Annotated in this window: 18 protein-coding genes; 12 read left to right on the top strand and 6 right to left on the bottom strand. The window is 58.5% G+C overall.

Annotated features, from left to right (window positions below; translation table 11 throughout):
* Window positions 1-134: 134 nt before the first annotated feature.
* From asr to BHE81_RS05345, 3 genes are all read left to right on the top strand, one after another.
* Window positions 135-554, top strand: a complete 420-nt coding sequence (gene asr, locus BHE81_RS05355; protein WP_002903693.1) for an acid resistance repetitive basic protein Asr — start codon at window positions 135-137, stop codon at window positions 552-554.
* Window positions 555-1,499: 945 nt separating this feature from the next.
* Window positions 1,500-2,312, top strand: a complete 813-nt coding sequence (locus tag BHE81_RS05350; RefSeq protein ID WP_002903687.1) for a trypsin-like serine peptidase — start codon at window positions 1,500-1,502, stop codon at window positions 2,310-2,312.
* Between the two features lie 13 nt (window positions 2,313-2,325).
* On the top strand, window positions 2,326-2,442 hold the full coding sequence (locus BHE81_RS05345; protein ID WP_002903685.1) for a hypothetical protein: 117 nt from the start codon (window positions 2,326-2,328) through the stop codon (window positions 2,440-2,442).
* A 43-nt stretch (window positions 2,443-2,485) separates the two neighbouring features.
* Here BHE81_RS05345 and kpnF read toward each other — a convergent pair whose 3' ends face one another.
* Both kpnF and kpnE read right to left on the bottom strand, forming a co-directional pair.
* Window positions 2,486-2,815 (bottom strand): multidrug efflux SMR transporter subunit KpnF, encoded by a 330-nt coding sequence (gene kpnF / locus BHE81_RS05340; protein WP_002903683.1) that lies wholly within the window; start codon window positions 2,813-2,815, stop codon window positions 2,486-2,488.
* On the bottom strand, window positions 2,802-3,164 hold the full coding sequence (gene kpnE, locus BHE81_RS05335) for a multidrug efflux SMR transporter subunit KpnE (protein ID WP_002903681.1): 363 nt from the start codon (window positions 3,162-3,164) through the stop codon (window positions 2,802-2,804). The genes kpnF and kpnE overlap by 14 nt, the downstream gene beginning before the upstream one ends.
* Window positions 3,165-3,606: 442 nt before the next feature.
* On the opposite strand from kpnE, the gene BHE81_RS05330 reads away from it, so the two are divergent.
* The 9 genes from BHE81_RS05330 (at window position 3,607) to mdcH (ending at window position 11,925) form a co-directional block, all read left to right on the top strand.
* Window positions 3,607-4,641: an AI-2E family transporter gene (locus BHE81_RS05330; RefSeq protein ID WP_002903679.1), complete on the top strand. Its 1,035-nt coding sequence runs from the start codon at window positions 3,607-3,609 to the stop codon at window positions 4,639-4,641.
* A gap of 224 nt (window positions 4,642-4,865) precedes the next feature.
* Window positions 4,866-6,521: a malonate decarboxylase subunit alpha gene (gene mdcA, locus BHE81_RS05325; RefSeq protein WP_021313857.1), complete on the top strand. Its 1,656-nt coding sequence runs from the start codon at window positions 4,866-4,868 to the stop codon at window positions 6,519-6,521.
* The gene (locus tag BHE81_RS05320) at window positions 6,521-7,363 is read left to right on the top strand and encodes a triphosphoribosyl-dephospho-CoA synthase (RefSeq protein WP_149888787.1); all 843 of its coding nucleotides are present in this window, start codon (window positions 6,521-6,523) and stop codon (window positions 7,361-7,363) included. The genes mdcA and BHE81_RS05320 overlap by 1 nt, the downstream gene beginning before the upstream one ends.
* Window positions 7,364-7,380: 17 nt before the next feature.
* Window positions 7,381-7,680: a malonate decarboxylase acyl carrier protein gene (mdcC, locus tag BHE81_RS05315; RefSeq protein ID WP_004143106.1), complete on the top strand. Its 300-nt coding sequence runs from the start codon at window positions 7,381-7,383 to the stop codon at window positions 7,678-7,680.
* Window positions 7,673-8,506, top strand: coding sequence for a biotin-independent malonate decarboxylase subunit beta (locus tag BHE81_RS05310; RefSeq protein ID WP_004143105.1), 834 nt, complete (start codon window positions 7,673-7,675; stop codon window positions 8,504-8,506). The genes mdcC and BHE81_RS05310 overlap by 8 nt, the downstream gene beginning before the upstream one ends.
* Entirely contained in the window at window positions 8,506-9,306 is an 801-nt protein-coding gene (gene mdcE / locus BHE81_RS05305) for a biotin-independent malonate decarboxylase subunit gamma (protein WP_004224637.1), read from the top strand. The genes BHE81_RS05310 and mdcE overlap by 1 nt, the downstream gene beginning before the upstream one ends.
* Window positions 9,307-9,442: 136 nt before the next feature.
* Window positions 9,443-10,402, top strand: coding sequence for an AEC family transporter (locus BHE81_RS05300; RefSeq protein ID WP_004148291.1), 960 nt, complete (start codon window positions 9,443-9,445; stop codon window positions 10,400-10,402).
* Window positions 10,403-10,405: 3 nt separating this feature from the next.
* A complete protein-coding gene (locus BHE81_RS05295; protein WP_004152239.1) occupies window positions 10,406-11,023 on the top strand; it encodes a malonate decarboxylase holo-ACP synthase in 618 nt (205 codons plus the stop codon).
* Window positions 11,023-11,925, top strand: coding sequence for a malonate decarboxylase subunit epsilon (gene mdcH / locus BHE81_RS05290; RefSeq protein WP_110246575.1), 903 nt, complete (start codon window positions 11,023-11,025; stop codon window positions 11,923-11,925). Before BHE81_RS05295 ends, mdcH begins: the two co-directional genes overlap by 1 nt.
* On the opposite strand, the gene BHE81_RS05285 is transcribed toward mdcH, so the two are convergent.
* The 4 genes from BHE81_RS05285 to BHE81_RS05270 all read right to left on the bottom strand — a co-directional run bounded on the left by BHE81_RS05285 (window position 11,915) and on the right by BHE81_RS05270 (window position 16,358).
* Complete coding sequence (locus BHE81_RS05285; RefSeq protein ID WP_110246576.1) at window positions 11,915-12,841, bottom strand: LysR substrate-binding domain-containing protein; 927 nt, start codon at window positions 12,839-12,841, stop codon at window positions 11,915-11,917. The two genes, mdcH and BHE81_RS05285, sit on opposite strands and share 11 nt — an antisense overlap.
* Window positions 12,842-12,998: 157 nt before the next feature.
* A complete protein-coding gene (mqo, locus tag BHE81_RS05280) occupies window positions 12,999-14,609 on the bottom strand; it encodes a malate dehydrogenase (quinone) (RefSeq protein WP_076750587.1) in 1,611 nt (536 codons plus the stop codon).
* A gap of 308 nt (window positions 14,610-14,917) precedes the next feature.
* Window positions 14,918-15,838 carry an N-acetylmuramic acid 6-phosphate etherase gene (locus BHE81_RS05275; RefSeq protein ID WP_023280026.1) on the bottom strand — a complete coding sequence of 307 codons (921 nt, stop codon included), beginning with the start codon at window positions 15,836-15,838 and terminating at the stop codon, window positions 14,918-14,920.
* Between the two features lie 163 nt (window positions 15,839-16,001).
* Window positions 16,002-16,358: a hypothetical protein gene (locus BHE81_RS05270; RefSeq protein WP_004176301.1), complete on the bottom strand. Its 357-nt coding sequence runs from the start codon at window positions 16,356-16,358 to the stop codon at window positions 16,002-16,004.
* Between the last annotated feature and the right edge of the window lie 15 nt (window positions 16,359-16,373).

Below are 16,373 nucleotides of genomic sequence, written 5' to 3'. Positions count from 1 at the left end.
GTCGTTCCCGCCTTGTACATTCGGTTACACGCCGATACCAAACACTCACGGAAAGCTCGAAAAGACAAGCATATAGTGATTTCACCGGCCCCGCAGTGGGGTTGAAATTAAGAAAACTTTTCGAGGATATCAGAATGAAAAAAGTATTAGCTCTGGTCGTTGCCGCTGCTATGGGTCTCTCTTCCGCCGCTTTCGCTGCTGACGCAGTAAGCACCACTCAGGCACCGGCTGCCACCCACAGCACGGCTGCCAAGACCACCCATCACAAAAAACACCACAAAGCCGCGGCAAAACCGGCTGCAGAGCAGAAAGCTCAGGCTGCCAAAAAACACAAAAAAGCAGAAGCTAAACCAGCCGCTGCTCAGAAAGCCCAGGCCGCTAAAAAACACAAAAAAGTAGCAGCTAAACCAGCTGCTCCGCAGAAAGCTCAGGCGGCGAAAAAGCATCACAAAGCTGCGGCTAAACCGGCAGCCCAGAAAGCGCAGGCAGCGAAAAAACACCACAAAACCACTAAACACCAGGCCGCTAAACCGACTGCACAGCCGGCAGCATAATTCCTCCCGGTGAACCAACCTTCTTAATAATCGGCGCTGTTTCAGCGCCGTTTTTTCTGGAGAGCACTATGCTGCGGCGCTATCGTTTTGAGCTCATCCTGATCCTGCTAATTATATGCGCAGTGGTTGCAACCCGTTTTTTCCTCTCTTAATTATTTATCCCGCGCTCGCATTTTGCTGCTTCTACCAGCTTTTCATTAAAATGAATACCGTGCGGCTATCGCTGACCCGCTCCCCGCTTCCCGCTTCCCATTATCCTGTGACTCTCTGCGGCGCAAAAAAATGTCCGGCGCCAGAAGACGCCAGACATGTTAGTCGTAATATCTCGCACGCCTGGCCCTTGCCGGGTGGTGCGTCCATCACAATGCACGCACGGCTTCCATCACCAGATAGCCGGTCGCGCCCCAGATAGCGACTGAGACCAAGGAAACATAAACCAGTGCGCGAATACCTTTTTTAGACATAAGCCCTCCGAACGCAGGGGAAATAGAGTTCAGGCTATCATCGCCGGTACTACCTCTCTATTTACTCAACGGCAGGGCGACGGTAACAACGTTTTCGGTGAGAAAATGTTTCGCATTGAAAATAATTACGAGAGGCGTAAAGAAGTGCGAATTCCGGTGAAGATCTGGTGGGTAAAAGTATTATTTTTGGGCATTATGCTGACAAACCAGGAATAATCCCACGGATGAATTGCTGCATTATTAACCGAATTCAGTACGTTCTGATACATGAATTTTGTTGCGCAAGACGCCACTTTCTGCGGAAATAGCACAAGCAGAACACTGGTATTAACCGCTTGAAATCAGGAGGTTTTACCAGCGCCAGACCCCACCGCGCGCTGATGTGGTATACAGTTTGGCCTGTTTAGAATTATTGTTTACTTTCAAAAACTTAAATCTCCTGCTACTGTCAATAGACATCATAGCCTCCCCAGAGAGTGATATGCGTAGAGACGTTCTGTTATTACTGTGTTCATTTTATCTGTTACCTCTGGGCGCACATGCCGATGATAGCGGACTGAGCGCCAAAGATATTAAGACGTTGTTTTTCGGTCACGATGACCGCAAAGCGGTGAACCGCCCCGAGGAGAGTCCGTGGGACGCGATTGGCCAGTTGGAAACCGCCAGCGGCAATCTGTGTACGGCGACGCTCATCTCTCCGCATCTGGCGCTGACCGCGGGCCACTGTCTGTTAACGCCCCCGCGCGGCAAGCCGGACAAAGCGGTCGCCCTGCGCTTTATTTCCCGCAAGGGCAACTGGGTCTATGAGATCCACGGCATTGACGGGCGAGTCGATCCCAGCTTAGGCAGACGCCTGAAAGCCGATGGCGACGGCTGGATTGTCCCTTCCGCTGCGGCGCCGTCCGATTTTGGCCTGATCGTGCTGCGCTATGCTCCGTCTGGCATTACGCCGATCCCGCTCTTTCCGGGCAGCAAGGCCGATCTCACCGCCGCGCTGAAGGCGGCGGACCGTAAAGTTACCCAGTCTGGCTATCCTGAAGATCATCTCGATAATCTTTACAGCCACCAGGATTGCATCGTGACAGGGTGGGCGCAAACCAGCGTACTGTCGCATCAGTGTGACACCCTGCCTGGCGACAGCGGCTCGCCGCTGCTGCTGAAAACGGAGGACGGCTGGCAGGTGATCGCCGTGCAGAGTTCGGCCCCCGGCCCGCAGGATCGCTGGCGGGCGGACAATCGCGCCATTGCGGTGACTGGCTTTCGCGATAAGCTGGAGGCGCTTGCCGGTGAGTAATGGACCGAGGCCGGTGAAGAATATCATTATTGACATCGTCCTGGCGGAAATGATTTTCCGCCAGCCGAAAGCAGTGAACCTGCGCAGCCCTCAGCGTCACCTGACACAATTACAGCGGGGCCAGGCGTGAATGAAGTTTCCATTTGCCGCCTGGCTTTGCAGGCGGCGAGACGTCAGGCGAGTTTAATTAACACCATGCCGGCTACCAGCAGGATAACCCCCGCCCAGCCTTTGTTATTCAGACGCTGACCAAACAGCACCCAGCCGGCGGCGATGGTCGCCGCGATACCGAAGCCGCCCCACAGCGCATAGGCGACCGAGAGATCGATCCCTTTAACCGCCTGCGACAGGGCGCTGAACGCGCCCAATACTGCCGCCAGGGACAGGATGCCGTAGATCTTGCGGCGGAAGCCGTCGGAAAACTTCAAAAAGACGTTGGCAATAATTTCCAGCACAATGGCGATTGCCAGCCAGGCGGCGTGGATCCACTCAAACTGCTGCATGGGCCACCTCCTGCTTGGAAGACGCTTTTTTCTGGGTGCCGGACTTAATTAAGACGATCCCTATCACCAGGGTGGTCAAGCCGGCTATTTTCAGCAGGGACAGACTCTCATCAAACAGCAGCACGCTGAACAGGGTAATCAGTAAAATACCGATCCCTTCCCACAACGCATAGGCCACACCGAGGGCAATCTTTTTAACCGCAAAGGCAAGAAAAATATATGACAGGGCAATCATGGCCAGCATTAAAATAAAGCCGGTGTGCCCGCCGCTCACGCTTGCCCATTTCATAGACAAGGTGCCGGTAATTTCAGCAATAATTGCTAAAGCTAATAAAATCCAATAAAACATGATCCCTTCTCCTGCTTGAGAATATAATCCATTACCGTTTACGCGAGACGTAAACAGGAAAATTTCTGACGTAGATATCGCTGTGCGCTTGGCGCCAGCTCAGGCAGAAAGAAGGTGACTATAGCGCCGAATGCCAGTGCTGTTCGCCGGCAAAACGGGAAAAAGTGAGGGATACTGCGGGGTGATTTAAAATATACATCCTGAACTGATTGTCCATAAAATTACAATTATCCGCGGTGTTGCTTCTCGTCCGGTGCGGATGAAAATTGTCCTCAGTAGTTAAACACAGGTAGATTTGTAGCATAGTGCTACATTTAATTCAAAGACTTTGCAATTCTTTACGCCGCGGTTTTTCTTCAATGCGTTTGTTCTGCAAAAAAGCGTCATTATGCTAATGTAACGCAACCTGTTAATAGGCAAGGAAGTTTGAGGTCGGGATCCTATGGCTAAACCCATTATTACACTTAACGGATTAAAGATGGTCATCATGTTGGGCATGCTGGTGATCATCCTTACCGGCATTCGCTTTGCGGCGGACATAATCGTCCCGTTTATCCTGGCGCTTTTTCTGGCGGTGATCATCAATCCTCTGGTTCAGCTACTGGTCCGCTGCCGGGTGCCGCGCGTGCTGGCGATCTCGCTACTGATTGGCCTGATTGTTATGTTAGCCATTGTGCTGCTGGCCTCGCTGGGGACCTCGCTCAACGAGCTGGCGCGCACCCTGCCGCAGTATCGCAACTATCTCTATGAGCCGATGCAAACCATCGCGCCCTGGCTGCAGCGTATGGGATTCACCGTTTCGGTGGTCGAGCTCAATAAGTACATCGACCCTAACGCCGTAATGACCCTGGTCACCAGCCTGCTCACTCAGCTGTCGAACGCCATGTCCTCCATTTTTCTGCTGCTGCTGACGGTGGTGTTTATGCTGCTGGAGGTGCCGCAGCTTCCCGCTAAGCTGCAGCAGTTAATGTCCAGACCAGTAGAAGGCATGGGCGCGATCCAGCGGGCCATCGACAGCGTATCGCATTATCTGGTGCTGAAAACTGCGATAAGCCTGATCACCGGCCTGGTGGTCTGGGGCATGCTGGTGCTGCTGGATGTGCGCTTCGCCTTTATGTGGGGGCTACTGGCCTTCGCGCTGAACTATATTCCCAATATCGGTTCCGTGCTGGCGGCCATTCCGCCGATCCTGCAGGTGCTGGTATTCGGTGGTCTGTACGAGGCGCTGGTAGTGCTGGCCGGCTACCTGATCGTCAACCTGGTATTCGGCAATATTCTCGAACCTCGTATCATGGGGCGCGGGCTGGGCCTCTCGACGCTGGTGGTATTCCTGTCCTTAATCTTCTGGGGATGGTTGCTGGGTCCGGTTGGCATGCTGCTCTCGGTGCCGTTGACGATTATCGTCAAAATTGCCCTCGAGCAGACCAGCGGCGGGCAGAGTATCGCTTTCTTATTAAGCGATGTCAGTAAACAGTAGTCCTTCCGCAGGCCGGCGCTTCGCCGGCCTGCTCCCTGCCCTACACTCTCTCCGTAGACCACTACGCCTTATGTATTATTGATCCGCATCACAAACGTTGCGGCGGAATCGTTACTCTGATGCTAACGATCGGCCACCGCGCTTAATTGATGCTCATAGCCTCGCGTCGCACACTAATCTCCACCAGGACAAACAAAACGATTTGTCGAATCAGGAGGTTATTAATGAATGCCGAACAAACGACGGGGCGGGTCTGGAACCGTCGCCGAACGGAAAAACAGCGGCGGCTGACCGAGGCGAACATGCCAGGTAAGGTCATCCCGACTGACCAGTTGGTCAGCGTACTGGAAAACCTGCTCGCCCCCGGCGACCGGGTTGTGCTGGAAGGCAACAACCAGAAACAGGCCGATTTCCTCTCGCGCATGCTGGCGGAAGTTAATCCGCAAAAAATTCACGACCTGCATATGATTATGCCCAGCGTGGGGCGCAGCGAGCATCTGGACCTGTTTGAAAAAGGTATTGCCCGCAAGCTGGATTTCTCTTTCTCCGGCACCCAGAGCCTGCGCATTTCGCAACTACTGGAAGATGGCCTGCTCGAAATCGGCGCCATCCACACCTATATCGAACTCTACTCGCGCCTGTACGTCGATCTGTCGCCAAACGTCGCGCTGATTGCCGGCTATAAAGCTGACCGCAAAGGCAACCTGTATACCGGACCGAGTACCGAAGATACCCCGGCGCTGGTGGAAGCCGCCGCCTTCCACGACGGCATTGTGATAGCCCAGGTCAACGAACTGGTGGACGACGAATGCGATCTGCCGCGCGTCGATATTCCCGGCTCGTGGATCGATTACGTGGTGGTTGCCGACAAGCCGTTCTTTATCGAACCGCTCTTCACCCGCGATCCGCGCCTGATTAAGCAAGAACACATACTGATGGCGATGATGGCGATCAAGGGCATCTATGCGGAACATCAGGTGCAGTCGCTTAACCACGGTATCGGCTTTAATACCGCCGCCATCGAGTTGCTGTTGCCGACCTATGGCGAGCAGCTCGGCCTGAAAGGCAAAATCTGTAAACACTGGACCCTGAATCCGCATCCAACCTTAATCCCGGCCATCGAGAGCGGCTGGGTGGAGAGCGTGCACTGCTTCGGCGGCGAACTGGGGATGGAAGAGTACATCCGCGCCCGCCCGGATATCTTCTTTACCGGCCCGGATGGCTCGATGCGCTCTAACCGCGCCTTCTGCCAGCTGGCGGGCCAGTACGCGGTAGATATGTTCATTGGTTCAACCCTGCAGGTGGATGGTCTGGCTAACTCCTCGACCGTCACCCGCGGCCGTCTTTCCGGCTTCGGCGGCGCGCCGAACATGGGCCACGACCCGCACGGTCGCCGCCACGCCACCCCGGCATGGCTCAATATGATCACCGAGCCGGACCCGATGCAGCGCGGGAAAAAGCTGGTGGTGCAGATGGTCGAAACCTTCCAGGCCGGCGTGAAACCAACCTTCGTTGAGACGCTGGATGCAGTTGAGGTGGCGAAAACCTCCGGCATGCCGCTGGCGCCGGTAATGATTTATGGTGATGACGTCACCCACGTCCTGACCGAAGAGGGTATCGCCTACCTGTACCGTGCGGAGAGCCTTGAAGAGCGCCGGGCGATGGTCGCCGCGGTGGCCGGGATCACCGATATCGGCCTTGGTGTGGACGCCAAACGCGTCGCCGCGCTGCGTCAGAGCGGCAAAGTGGTCTACCCGGAAGATCTCGGGATTCGCCGCAGCGATGCCACCCGCTCCCTGCTGGCCGCCGGCAGCGTCGCCGACCTGGTGGAGTGGTCCGACGGACTGTACAACCCACCGGCAAAATTCCGGAGCTGGTAATGAAAAATCTCTCCCCCCTGCACGCAGAAAGCCGCGTCAGCTGGCTGGCGCATACCGCCAGCGCCTGTCTGATTGACGAAGCCCGTCTGAGCCCGAAACCGGGTCTGGTGGATAGCCGCGGCAACGGCGCGCATCAGGACCTGAATCTGGCGCTGATGGAGCGCTCCGCCCGCAGCCTGCAGCCGACCTTTCACGCGCTGGCCGAGCAAAGCTGGCGTCGCCCGGCGGACATCGCCCTGCGCGAAACCGTCGGCCGCCTTGGCCGCGAAGGCGAAGCGCAGATGATGCTGGCGACGGGTGGGGTTAACACCCACCGCGGCGCTATATGGGCGCTAGGCCTGCTGGTCAGCGCGGTGGCGATGTTGGGTGGAGAGGGTCAGTCACAGGCGATCGCCGACGCGGCCGCCGCCCTCGCCCGCCTGCCCGACGGCTTCGCGCCGAAAAGCTTTAGTAAAGGGCTTCGCGCCAGCCGCCGCTGGCAGGTGCCAGGCGCCCGCGAGGAAGCGCAGTGTGGTTTCCCGCATATCACCCGCCTGGCGCTGCCGCAACTGCAGCACAGCCGGGCGCGAGGCGCCAGTAAGCCGCAGGCGCAGCTTGATGCGCTGATGGCCATCATGACCTCGCTGAGCGATACCTGCGTGCTGTCGCGCGCCGGTATGGCCGGGCTGCAGGCCATGCAGCAAGGCGCTTGTGAGGTGCTGGCGGCTGGCGGTTGCGCCAGTTTCGCCGGGCGCGCCGCCCTGGCCCGCCTGGACGCAATCATGCTGGCGCTAAACGCCTCGCCGGGAGGCGCCGCCGATCTCCTTGCCGCCACCCTGTTTCTCGACAGAGTTGCCGGCTAACGCATTCAGAGGATGTTATGGAACAGATTACATTGTCATTTCCTGCCAGCCGCGCCCTCAGCGGCCGAGCGCTGGCAGGAGTCGTGGGTTCAGGCGATATGGAAGTACTTTATACCGCCGCACAGAGCGCCACGCTCAACGTACAGATCACCACCTCAGTGGATAACAGCCAGGCGCGCTGGCAGGCGCTGTTCGACAGGTTGAACCTGATCAACGGCCTGCCCGCCGGGCAGTTGATTATCCACGACTTCGGCGCCACGCCGGGCGTCGCCCGTATTCGTATTGAACAGGTTTTTGAGGAGGCCGCTCATGCGTAACGATCGCAGCTTTATCGAACTGCGCGCTCGCGAACGCGCCCACGCTCTGCTGGACGACGGCAGCTACCGCGAACTGCTGGATCCGTTTGACGGTATTATGTCGCCGTGGCTCGGCGCCCAGGGCATCGTCCCGCAGTCCGACGACGGTATGGTGGTCGCCAAAGGCACGATCAACGGCCAGCCTGCGGTGGTGATTGCCATCGAGGGCACCTTCCAGGGAGGCAGTATGGGCGAAGTGTCCGGCGCCAAAATGGCCGCCGCGCTGGAGCTGGCGGCGGAAGATAACCGCAACGGTATCCCGACGCAGGCGGTGCTGTGCCTCGAAACCGGCGGCGTACGTCTGCAGGAGGCCAACCTCGGTCTGGCCGCCATCGCTGATATTCACGCGGCGATTGTCGATCTGCGCCGCTACACGCCGGTAGTCGGCATCATCGCCGGCACCGTCGGCTGCTTTGGCGGTATGTCTATCGCCGCCGCGCTGTGCAGCTATCTCATTGTCACTCGTGAAGCCCGTCTCGGCCTCAACGGCCCGCAGGTTATCGAGCAGGAAGCCGGCATTGAAGAGTACGACTCCCGCAACCGGCCGTTTATCTGGAGCATGACCGGCGGCGAAATTCGCGCCGCCAGCGGACTGGTCGACGCGCTGGTTAACGATGGCGTTAACGCCGTTAAAACCGCAATGAATGAGGCGATCGCCAAAGGCGTACCGGTACAGCACCGCAGCGACAACTATGACGATTATCTGCGTCGCTTGAGCCAGTTCGACACCCGCCAGCAGGCGGATACCGCGCAGATTAAACAGCTTTTTGCCCGGGAGGATAAATAATGAGTCAGTTCCCAAACCGCGCCGCGCTGTGGCTGAACAAACTGGCGCCCGACGCGCCGCTGATGAGCGGCCTGTGCCCTTCCGTCCAGGTGGCAGACGGCCAGATTAATGGCGAAAACGTGCGTTTTATCGCCGTGGTCCCGGATGCTAACAACCACTACCCGCGCGCCGCCGGCGGCGAAGTTGGCCTGCTGGAAGGCTGGACGCTGGCGAAAGTGGTTAATGAAACCATTGCCGCCGACGCCGACCAGCCAGTCAAACGGCCGATCGTCGCCGTGATCGATGTGCCAAGCCAGGCCTATGGCCGCCGCGAAGAAGCTTTCGGCATTCACCAGGCGCTGGCCGGGGCGGCTGGCGCTTATGCCAAAGCCCGTTTGGCCGGCCACCCGGTAATTGGCCTGATCGTCGGCAAAGCGATGTCCGGGGCGTTTCTGGCCCACGGCTACCAGGCCAACCGCCTGATCGCCTTTAACGATAGCGGCGTGCTGGTCCACGCGATGGGTAAAGCGTCGGCGGCGCGCATTACGCTGCGTACCGTAGAGGCGCTGGAGAAACTGGCGGCTACCATTCCGCCAATGGCCTACGACGTCAGCAACTATGCGACGCTCGGCCTGCTCTCCGCCCTGCTGGATATTAATAATCCGGATGCCCCTGACGATCACGATCTGTCGTTGGTCAGCAACACGCTGCGCGACGCCATCGCTGATGCGCGCACCGATGCCTCACTGAAGTGCCGCCTGGGCGCGGAAAACCGCCGCAGCTCGCAACTGGTTCGCGATCGCATGCGCGCCAGCTGGTAAGACGTTCGTACGTAAGTAGTAGAAGAAAACCTGCCGGAAGCCGTCCCCCGGAGCGCGTAATAACCGCGCCGGGTAGGGACGGCTTTTAGAAAAAATAACAATCGCGCCAGTACTCTATCTTATTTACAGGTGATTTATGACTTATGTGATTATTCATGCTCTTGCCCCGATTTTCGTTATCATGCTGCTGGGCTTCTGGGCCGGTAAGGCCGGGATGGTAGATAACAAAAACGTCTCGCTGCTTAATATTTTTGTAATGGATTTTGCCTTACCCGCCACGCTGTTTAGCGCGACGGTACAAACGCCGTGGGCCGGGATCGTCGCCCAGTCGCCGCTGGTGCTGGTGTTGACCGGCGCGATGTGGATCACCTATGCCGCGATCTACTTCCTCGCCACCAGCGTGTTCAAACGCACGCCGCAGGATGCCGCGGTGCTGACCCTCACCGTCGCCCTGCCAAACTATGCCGCGTTAGGTCTGCCGATCCTCGGCAGCGTGCTGGGTGAAGGCGCGTCAACCTCACTGTCGGTAGCGGTCTCTATCGCCTGCGGCTCGGTGCTGATGACCCCGTTCTGCCTGCTGATTCTGGAACGTGAAAAAGCCCGCGCCGCGGGAGAAAACAGCGGTTCTACGCTGGCGATGCTGCCGGTGCTGATGTGGCGTTCGGTGAAAAAACCGATCGTCTGGGGCCCGCTGCTTGGGGTGGTGCTTTCCGCGATCGGCATTAAAATGCCGGACCTGCTGCTGGCGTCGATCAAACCGCTGGGCCTGGCTGCCACCGCCGCCGCGCTGTTCCTCACCGGGGTGATCCTGTCGGCGCGTAAACTGCAGCTCAATGCGCTGATCGCTACATCAACCATCGTGAAACTGCTGGTGCAGCCGTTTATTGCCTGGGGTCTGGTGATGTTACTTGGGTTGCACGGTTCCATTGCCATTACCGCGATCCTGATGATAGCCCTGGCCGCCGGCTTCTTCGGCGTGGTCTTCGGCAACCGCTTCGGCGTCCAGTCTCCGGATGCTGAAGCCGTGCTGCTGTTGAGCTCGGTTCTGTGTATCCTGTCGCTACCGCTGTTTATCTCTTTGACTTCAGGACTGTAAACCATGTCAGCAACGCCGCGTCCCCACGATTTAGTTTGGTTAAACCACGCCAGCGCCCTGGAAGACATTGCCGAGCCGTGGGTGGCTCAGCAGTGGCGAGCCGCGCTGCCGGTGGTGGTGAGGCGCGACGTTGACGACCAGGCCCGCGTCCCGGTTGGGGTGCGGGGCATGAAGCGCGAGCAGCGCGCCGCCGGCTGGGTACAGGCGCGCAATATCGTGCGCAGCGTCACCCCGGAGATGCTTGTTGATCGTGAGGTCTTACTCCATTCGCCTTTTGTCTCGCAGCCGCCGGTCCAGGGGGCTATCGCCCTCACCTTACACCGCTGGCCCTGGGGCTGGGGCGTCACCGGCAGTACCGGCTACGCGCTGGCAACCGAGATCCCGGTGCTGCATGCGGCCAGCGATCTGGATCTGCTGATCCGCGCGCCACAGCCGCTGGACCGCGAGGCGCTGCTGGAATGGCAGACCCGGGTGGCCCAACTCCCATGCCGCGCTGATACCCAGGTCGAAACGCCGTACGGCGCCTTCGCCCTTAATGAATGGCTGCGCGACGGGCGCGCGCTGCTGAAAACGTCCCGCGGCGCGCGCTTAACCGCGACGCCGTGGCACAGGGAGGAATAATGAAGATTTTATTTACCTTTCCCGGTCAGGGCGGCCAGCGTCCCGGCATGCTGGCGATGATCCCCGATCGCGAGGCGATCCTCACCCAGGCGCGCGCCGTGCTGGGGGATGAAGTCGCTACTCTCGATAGCGCCGACGCGCTACAACACACCCGTGCGGTCCAGCTCTGTCTGCTGATCGCCGGGGTAGCCTGGGCGCGCGAGCTACAGCGTCAGGGCGTGGATCCGCAGATGGTCAGCGGCCTGTCCATCGGCGCGTTTCCGGCCGCGGTGATTGCCGGCGCGCTCGATTTCGCCAGCGCGTTGCGGCTGGTGGCCCTGCGCGGGGACTTAATGGAACAGGCGTATCCTGAAGGTTACGGACTGACGGCGATTATGGGCCTGACCCGCCCGCGGGTTGAGACGCTGATGCAGGGCCACGAGGTTTATCTCGCCAACCTGAACGCCGAAACGCAGTTCGTGATTGCGGGCCGTGATGAGGCAATGGCCGAGGTGGCGCAGCTGGCGCTGCGGGCTGGCGCCAGTAAAGCCCAGCGGCTGGCGGTCAGCATGCCGTCGCACTGCGCGCTGCTGGATAAACCCGCCGCTGAGCTGGCGAAAGCTTTTGCCGGCGCCAGCTTAAGGCGCCCATGGTGCGCCTATTTAAGCGGCTCGACGGCGCGCGTGCTGTGGGATCCGCAGCGGATCGCCGACGATCTGGCGATGAACATGGCGCGCCCGGTCCACTGGCAGGAGGCGATGGTCGCCGCCGATGAACGCGACGCCAGGCTGGCAATCGAGATGCCGCCCGGCGGGGTGCTCACCTGCCTGACTCGCCAGGCGGGCTGGCGCGGGGAGACCATTGCGCTGGAGCGCAGCGGCCTGGACGTCGCCCGCCATCTGGCGCAGCGGCTTAGCGATTAAGACTGCGGGCGTACATCCGTCCTTCCGCCGCCAGCGCCAGCAGGTCGGCATCGCGTTCGCGATGGTGCGAATAGACGATAGAGATCAGCTGGCGCATCTGGTAGGGTTCCGCCAGCTTTAGCAGCTGTACATCCTTCTCATACACTTTCTTCATCCGCCCCGGCAGCAGGGCAAAACCGACGCCAGCCTGCACCAGGCTTATCATCGAAAAGATATCATTCACCCGGGTGACGATCTCCGGCTCGAAGCCGGCGATATGGAATGCTTCCCGGAATCCGGCATAGGTGGCGAACCCCTCCGCCAGCGAAACAAACTTGCGGTCGGCGTAATCGCGCAGATCGGCGAGCCGTGAGGCATCCAGCCGTTCAGTCGCCGGGGCGGCGAGAAAAATATCGTCCTCAAACAGCGGCACCACGTCGAAAGCGGTATTATTGAACTCCCCTTCGTTGGTGGCGATCAGGATGGCATCGAGGGCATCGTCTTCCAGCATATCCAGCAGCATCTGATTTGAACCCATCGTCAGGTCCAGCTCCAGCTCCGGGCGACGCAGCTTCATCCCCATAATGATGCGCGGAACGGTTTCCAGGGTCAGAGAATAGAGGGTACCGATGCGCAACCGCCCCTGACCGACGCCTGCAACCTTGCGCGTCGCCTCGAGCCCGCGGTTCATCAGACTTATCACATCCTGGCAGTATTCAAGCAGCGTCCACGCCGCCTGCAGCGGCAGCAGGTTGCGCCCTTTATGGACAAACAGCGGGCAGCCCACCCCCTCTTCCAGGGTATGCAGCGCGCGGTGAACGCTGACGCTGCTGAGTTTAATCGCTTCGGCGGTTCTGGCGATATTACCTTTCGCCATAAACATCATAAAGACCGACAGCTTGCGGAAGGTGATCTCCTGGTTAATATCCTCTTGCATGGCCCTTCCACACTCCTGGTTTAATTTTCTTATTTCAATTCAAACCAGTATATCTTTTATGACGCCAAAGTTGCAGGCAGCGCGCGGCCTCAGCCGGTAAATAACGCAAAAAAGGGAAGACCATGGTCTTCCCTTTTGTTCACTGTCGAGTTTGCTTTTACAGCGCCATATCGTGCTGCGGCGAGGCCTCGCGCGGCGTCTCTGCCGGCTTGGCGGTCGCGGTAGGCGCAGCCGCTGGCATCTGGATCACCGGCGGTTTCGTCAGCTGCAGGGTCGCAGCGGTGTCATCCCAAACCTGCTGGGTCAGCGCCACGTTACCGTTCAGCTTCTGGCCGTAGCTCGGCACAATAGCGTGAATGCGGCTCTGCCACTCCGGCGAGTTAAACTGCTGCGGGAACATCTGCTTGAGCACGTTCAGGGTGATTGGCGCGGCGGTGGAAGCCCCCGGCGAAGCGCCGAGCAGCGCGGAAATGGTTTTCTGCTGATCGACCACCACTTCGGTACCGAGCTTCAGCACGCCGCCCTTCTCTGCGTCTTTCTTGATGATCTGTACGCGCTGGCCGGCCTGGATCAGTTTCCAGTCTTCTTTACGCGCGTCCGGGTAGTACTCTTTCAGCGCAGCGAAACGGTCATCATCGCTGAGCATCACCTGGCTAACCAGGTATTTCACCAGATCGAAGTTGTCGAGACCGACGTGGGTCATCGGCAGCACGTTATTGGTGGTGGTAGTGCTGAGCAGATCGAAGAACGAACCATTTTTCAGGAACTTGGTCGAGAAGGTGGCGAATGGCCCGAACAGCACCACGCGCTTACCGTCGAGGTAACGTGCATCAAGGTGCGGCACCGACATCGGCGGCGCGCCGACTGAAGCCTGGCCATACACTTTCTCCAGGTGCTGCGCAGTGACCGCCGGGTTCTCGGTCATCAGGAACGAGCCGCCCACCGGGAAGCCGGCATAGTTGTCCGCTTCCGGAATACCGGTTTTTTGCAGCAGCTTCAACGCGCCGCCGCCGGCGCCGATAAAGACGTATTTGGCGTCAATAGTCTGCGCTTCTCCGCTCTGCACATTCTTAATCGTTACGTGCCAGGAGTTGTCGGCATTACGTTTGAAATCCGTTACCTCAGAGGAGGTCTGCAGGGTGAAGTGGTTATTTTTCTTAAGGCTGCCGATCAGCTGGCGAGTGATTTCGCCGTAGTTGACATCGGTACCCACCGGCGTCCAGGTGGCGGCCACTTTCTGCTGCGGATCGCGGCCTTCCATCACCAGCGGCGCCCACTGTTTAATTTGCGCGTGATCGGTGGAGAATTTCATCCCCTGGAATAAAGTGGTCTGCTGCAGCGCGTTATAACGCTTCTGCAGATAATCCACATTATCACCCCAGACGAAGCTCATATGCGGCGTGGAATTAATAAACGAGTGCGGATCGTGCAAAATACCGCGTTTCACCTGTGCCGACCAGAACTGACGGGAAATCATAAACTGCTCGTTAATATCGAGCGCTTTGCTGACGTCAATCGACCCGTCCGCCCGCTCCGGCGTATAGTTCAGCTCCATATTCGCCGAGTGGCCAGTACCGGCATTATTCCAGCCGTTGGAAGACTCCAGCGCCACGCCGTCCAGTTTCTCCACCATGGTCAGATCCCAGTCCGGCTGCAGCGCCTGCAGCCAGGTGCCGAGCGAGGCGCTCATGATCCCGCCGCCAATCAGCAGGAAGTCGGTTTTTTTCGAGGTATCCGCTTCAGCATGCGTCGCCGCGCTGACGAACATCGCTAATGCGGTTAAGGAAATAATCGTTTTTTTCATTGCAGGCATAATAGAATTATCACGTAGCACACGGTCATAAGAGGCAGCATATTAACGCACTTTTACTTTATTTTAAAATATCATTTACACTCTCGCATTTTAAACCAAACAGTTATTTAACTTAAAAAATCAATTTTAAAAATAGAGCGAAGACGGATAAAAAATAAGGTCGAAAATTCAATATCTATTGCCGGGTAAAATAAAAGATAAGAATTTCTTTAATTACAAAAGTCCAGGCGCGCATGCTCATCGCGCGCCTGGCAGAGAAGGGATTACTGGGCGGGAGTGACAGCGCTACGCTGGGCTTCACGCAGGGCGAGACGCAGATGATCGTGATGTTTGGTTAGCAGCTCCCGCGCGTGCCAGGCGTCGAGCCCGCTGAGCAGCATCAGGATCGCGGTGCGGCAGTGCTGATGACAGCTGGCCAGGGTGGCCTTTGCTTCACTGCGCGTGCAATCGGTGGCCGCCATCACAATCGCTATCTGCCGCTCCGCCCAGTGCGAATTGTCAGCCTGCACGTCCACCCGCAAATTGCTGTACACCCGACCGTCACGGATGGCGAGTCCGGTTGTCAGCATATTGACGATCTGCCTCTGGGCCAACTGAGCCTTCGGATTGGCTAACCCCGCCACCGCCTCCGGCCCGGTCTGCGGAGCAATAATGATATCCGCCAGCTGCGCCGCCTCGCTGGTCGGCTGCTGGGTGATGACCGCTATCGGGGCGCCCAGCGACCAGGCGTGGCGCATCGCCCCCCACACCCATGGCGTCTTGCCGCTGACGGTCAGCGCCAGCAGCATATCGCGGTTGCTGAAGTCCAGCGACTGCAGCTCAAAGGCGCCCAGGTCATAATTATTCGCTGCAGTCTCCCGCTCGGCCATCGCCGCCGTCTGCCCACCGGCAATCAGCCCCACCAGCGCGTGTTTACCTTCCGGCGAATAGTCGCTGACCGCCTCAATGGCCGTCCGGCCCGAAGCGCCGGCGCCAATAATGACCAGGCGCCCTCCTCGGCTTATCGTCGCGGTGGCGATATCAATCAGCCGGGCGATATCCGGCAGACAGGCGCCGACCGCCTCCGATATCTGCTTATCATCCTGATGCAGCATCGCCAGCATATCGGCGGTGGCGAGGCGATCGATGTGGGTGGTCTCCGGGTGACGACGAGCCTGCATTGACGCGGTTAGCGAACTGCTCATAACAACCTCCATTTACGACAGAAAAAGCGCATCTCGGCAAAATCAGCGGCCTGATGCATATCCTTATATTCATCAGGACTATTTAACCTCTGCCGCCACTATAAGTGGAATGTTCTGCGCTTTACCGCCGTCGGGGTCACAGTTTACCGTCCCCAACGCGCGTTTACGGGTGATTGTCGGTTATCTGAGCAATTCTGTCTGAGGTCTCATCTTCACCACCCGCCTGCATAGCCAGCCAGAAGGATTGCTGGCAAAGGTTATAAAACTGTTTGCGCATCGGGTTGATCTCCTGGCCGGCGGCGTCGATAACCTGCCAGTCAATCCAGCACTCCGGGCAGGATGCGCTATCCTGCTGCGCGATCTCGAGCTCATAGCGGCGCTGGATCACCACCCCGCTGCGATGCCGCCAGCGGGCGATCTCCCACTCTGCTTCCGCTTCATTATCCTGTTCACGATGCTGCGCCAGACGTTCAACGTGCCGCTGCCGGAGGATATCCCGGACCAGAGAAGCCAGTTCCATAGTGTCTCCCTTAAG

Source organism: Klebsiella sp. AqSCr (genome assembly GCF_008452795.1).
Taxonomy (GTDB): domain Bacteria; phylum Pseudomonadota; class Gammaproteobacteria; order Enterobacterales; family Enterobacteriaceae; genus Klebsiella; species Klebsiella pneumoniae.
This window is presented reverse-complemented; position numbering and strand designations above follow the sequence as displayed.

Excerpts from the sequence above, each read along its gene's own strand:
- BHE81_RS05330 (WP_002903679.1), top strand. The coding sequence starts at position 3,607 with ATGGCTAAACCCATTATTACACTTAACGGATTAAAGATGGTCATCATG.
- BHE81_RS05310 (WP_004143105.1), top strand. The coding sequence starts at position 7,673 with ATGCGTAACGATCGCAGCTTTATCGAACTGCGCGCTCGCGAACGCGCC.
- BHE81_RS05320 (WP_149888787.1), top strand. The coding sequence starts at position 6,521 with ATGAAAAATCTCTCCCCCCTGCACGCAGAAAGCCGCGTCAGCTGGCTG.
- kpnE (WP_002903681.1), bottom strand. The coding sequence starts at position 3,164 with ATGTTTTATTGGATTTTATTAGCTTTAGCAATTATTGCTGAAATTACC.
- mdcE (WP_004224637.1), top strand. The coding sequence starts at position 8,506 with ATGAGTCAGTTCCCAAACCGCGCCGCGCTGTGGCTGAACAAACTGGCG.
- mdcA (WP_021313857.1), top strand. The coding sequence starts at position 4,866 with ATGAATGCCGAACAAACGACGGGGCGGGTCTGGAACCGTCGCCGAACG.
- BHE81_RS05275 (WP_023280026.1), bottom strand. The coding sequence starts at position 15,838 with ATGAGCAGTTCGCTAACCGCGTCAATGCAGGCTCGTCGTCACCCGGAG.
- BHE81_RS05300 (WP_004148291.1), top strand. The coding sequence starts at position 9,443 with ATGACTTATGTGATTATTCATGCTCTTGCCCCGATTTTCGTTATCATG.
- asr (WP_002903693.1), top strand. The coding sequence starts at position 135 with ATGAAAAAAGTATTAGCTCTGGTCGTTGCCGCTGCTATGGGTCTCTCT.
- mqo (WP_076750587.1), bottom strand. The coding sequence starts at position 14,609 with ATGTTCGTCAGCGCGGCGACGCATGCTGAAGCGGATACCTCGAAAAAA.
- mdcC (WP_004143106.1), top strand. The coding sequence starts at position 7,381 with ATGGAACAGATTACATTGTCATTTCCTGCCAGCCGCGCCCTCAGCGGC.
- BHE81_RS05350 (WP_002903687.1), top strand. The coding sequence starts at position 1,500 with ATGCGTAGAGACGTTCTGTTATTACTGTGTTCATTTTATCTGTTACCT.
- BHE81_RS05270 (WP_004176301.1), bottom strand. The coding sequence starts at position 16,358 with ATGGAACTGGCTTCTCTGGTCCGGGATATCCTCCGGCAGCGGCACGTT.
- BHE81_RS05285 (WP_110246576.1), bottom strand. The coding sequence starts at position 12,841 with ATGCAAGAGGATATTAACCAGGAGATCACCTTCCGCAAGCTGTCGGTC.
- kpnF (WP_002903683.1), bottom strand. The coding sequence starts at position 2,815 with ATGCAGCAGTTTGAGTGGATCCACGCCGCCTGGCTGGCAATCGCCATT.
- mdcH (WP_110246575.1), top strand. The coding sequence starts at position 11,023 with ATGAAGATTTTATTTACCTTTCCCGGTCAGGGCGGCCAGCGTCCCGGC.
- BHE81_RS05295 (WP_004152239.1), top strand. The coding sequence starts at position 10,406 with ATGTCAGCAACGCCGCGTCCCCACGATTTAGTTTGGTTAAACCACGCC.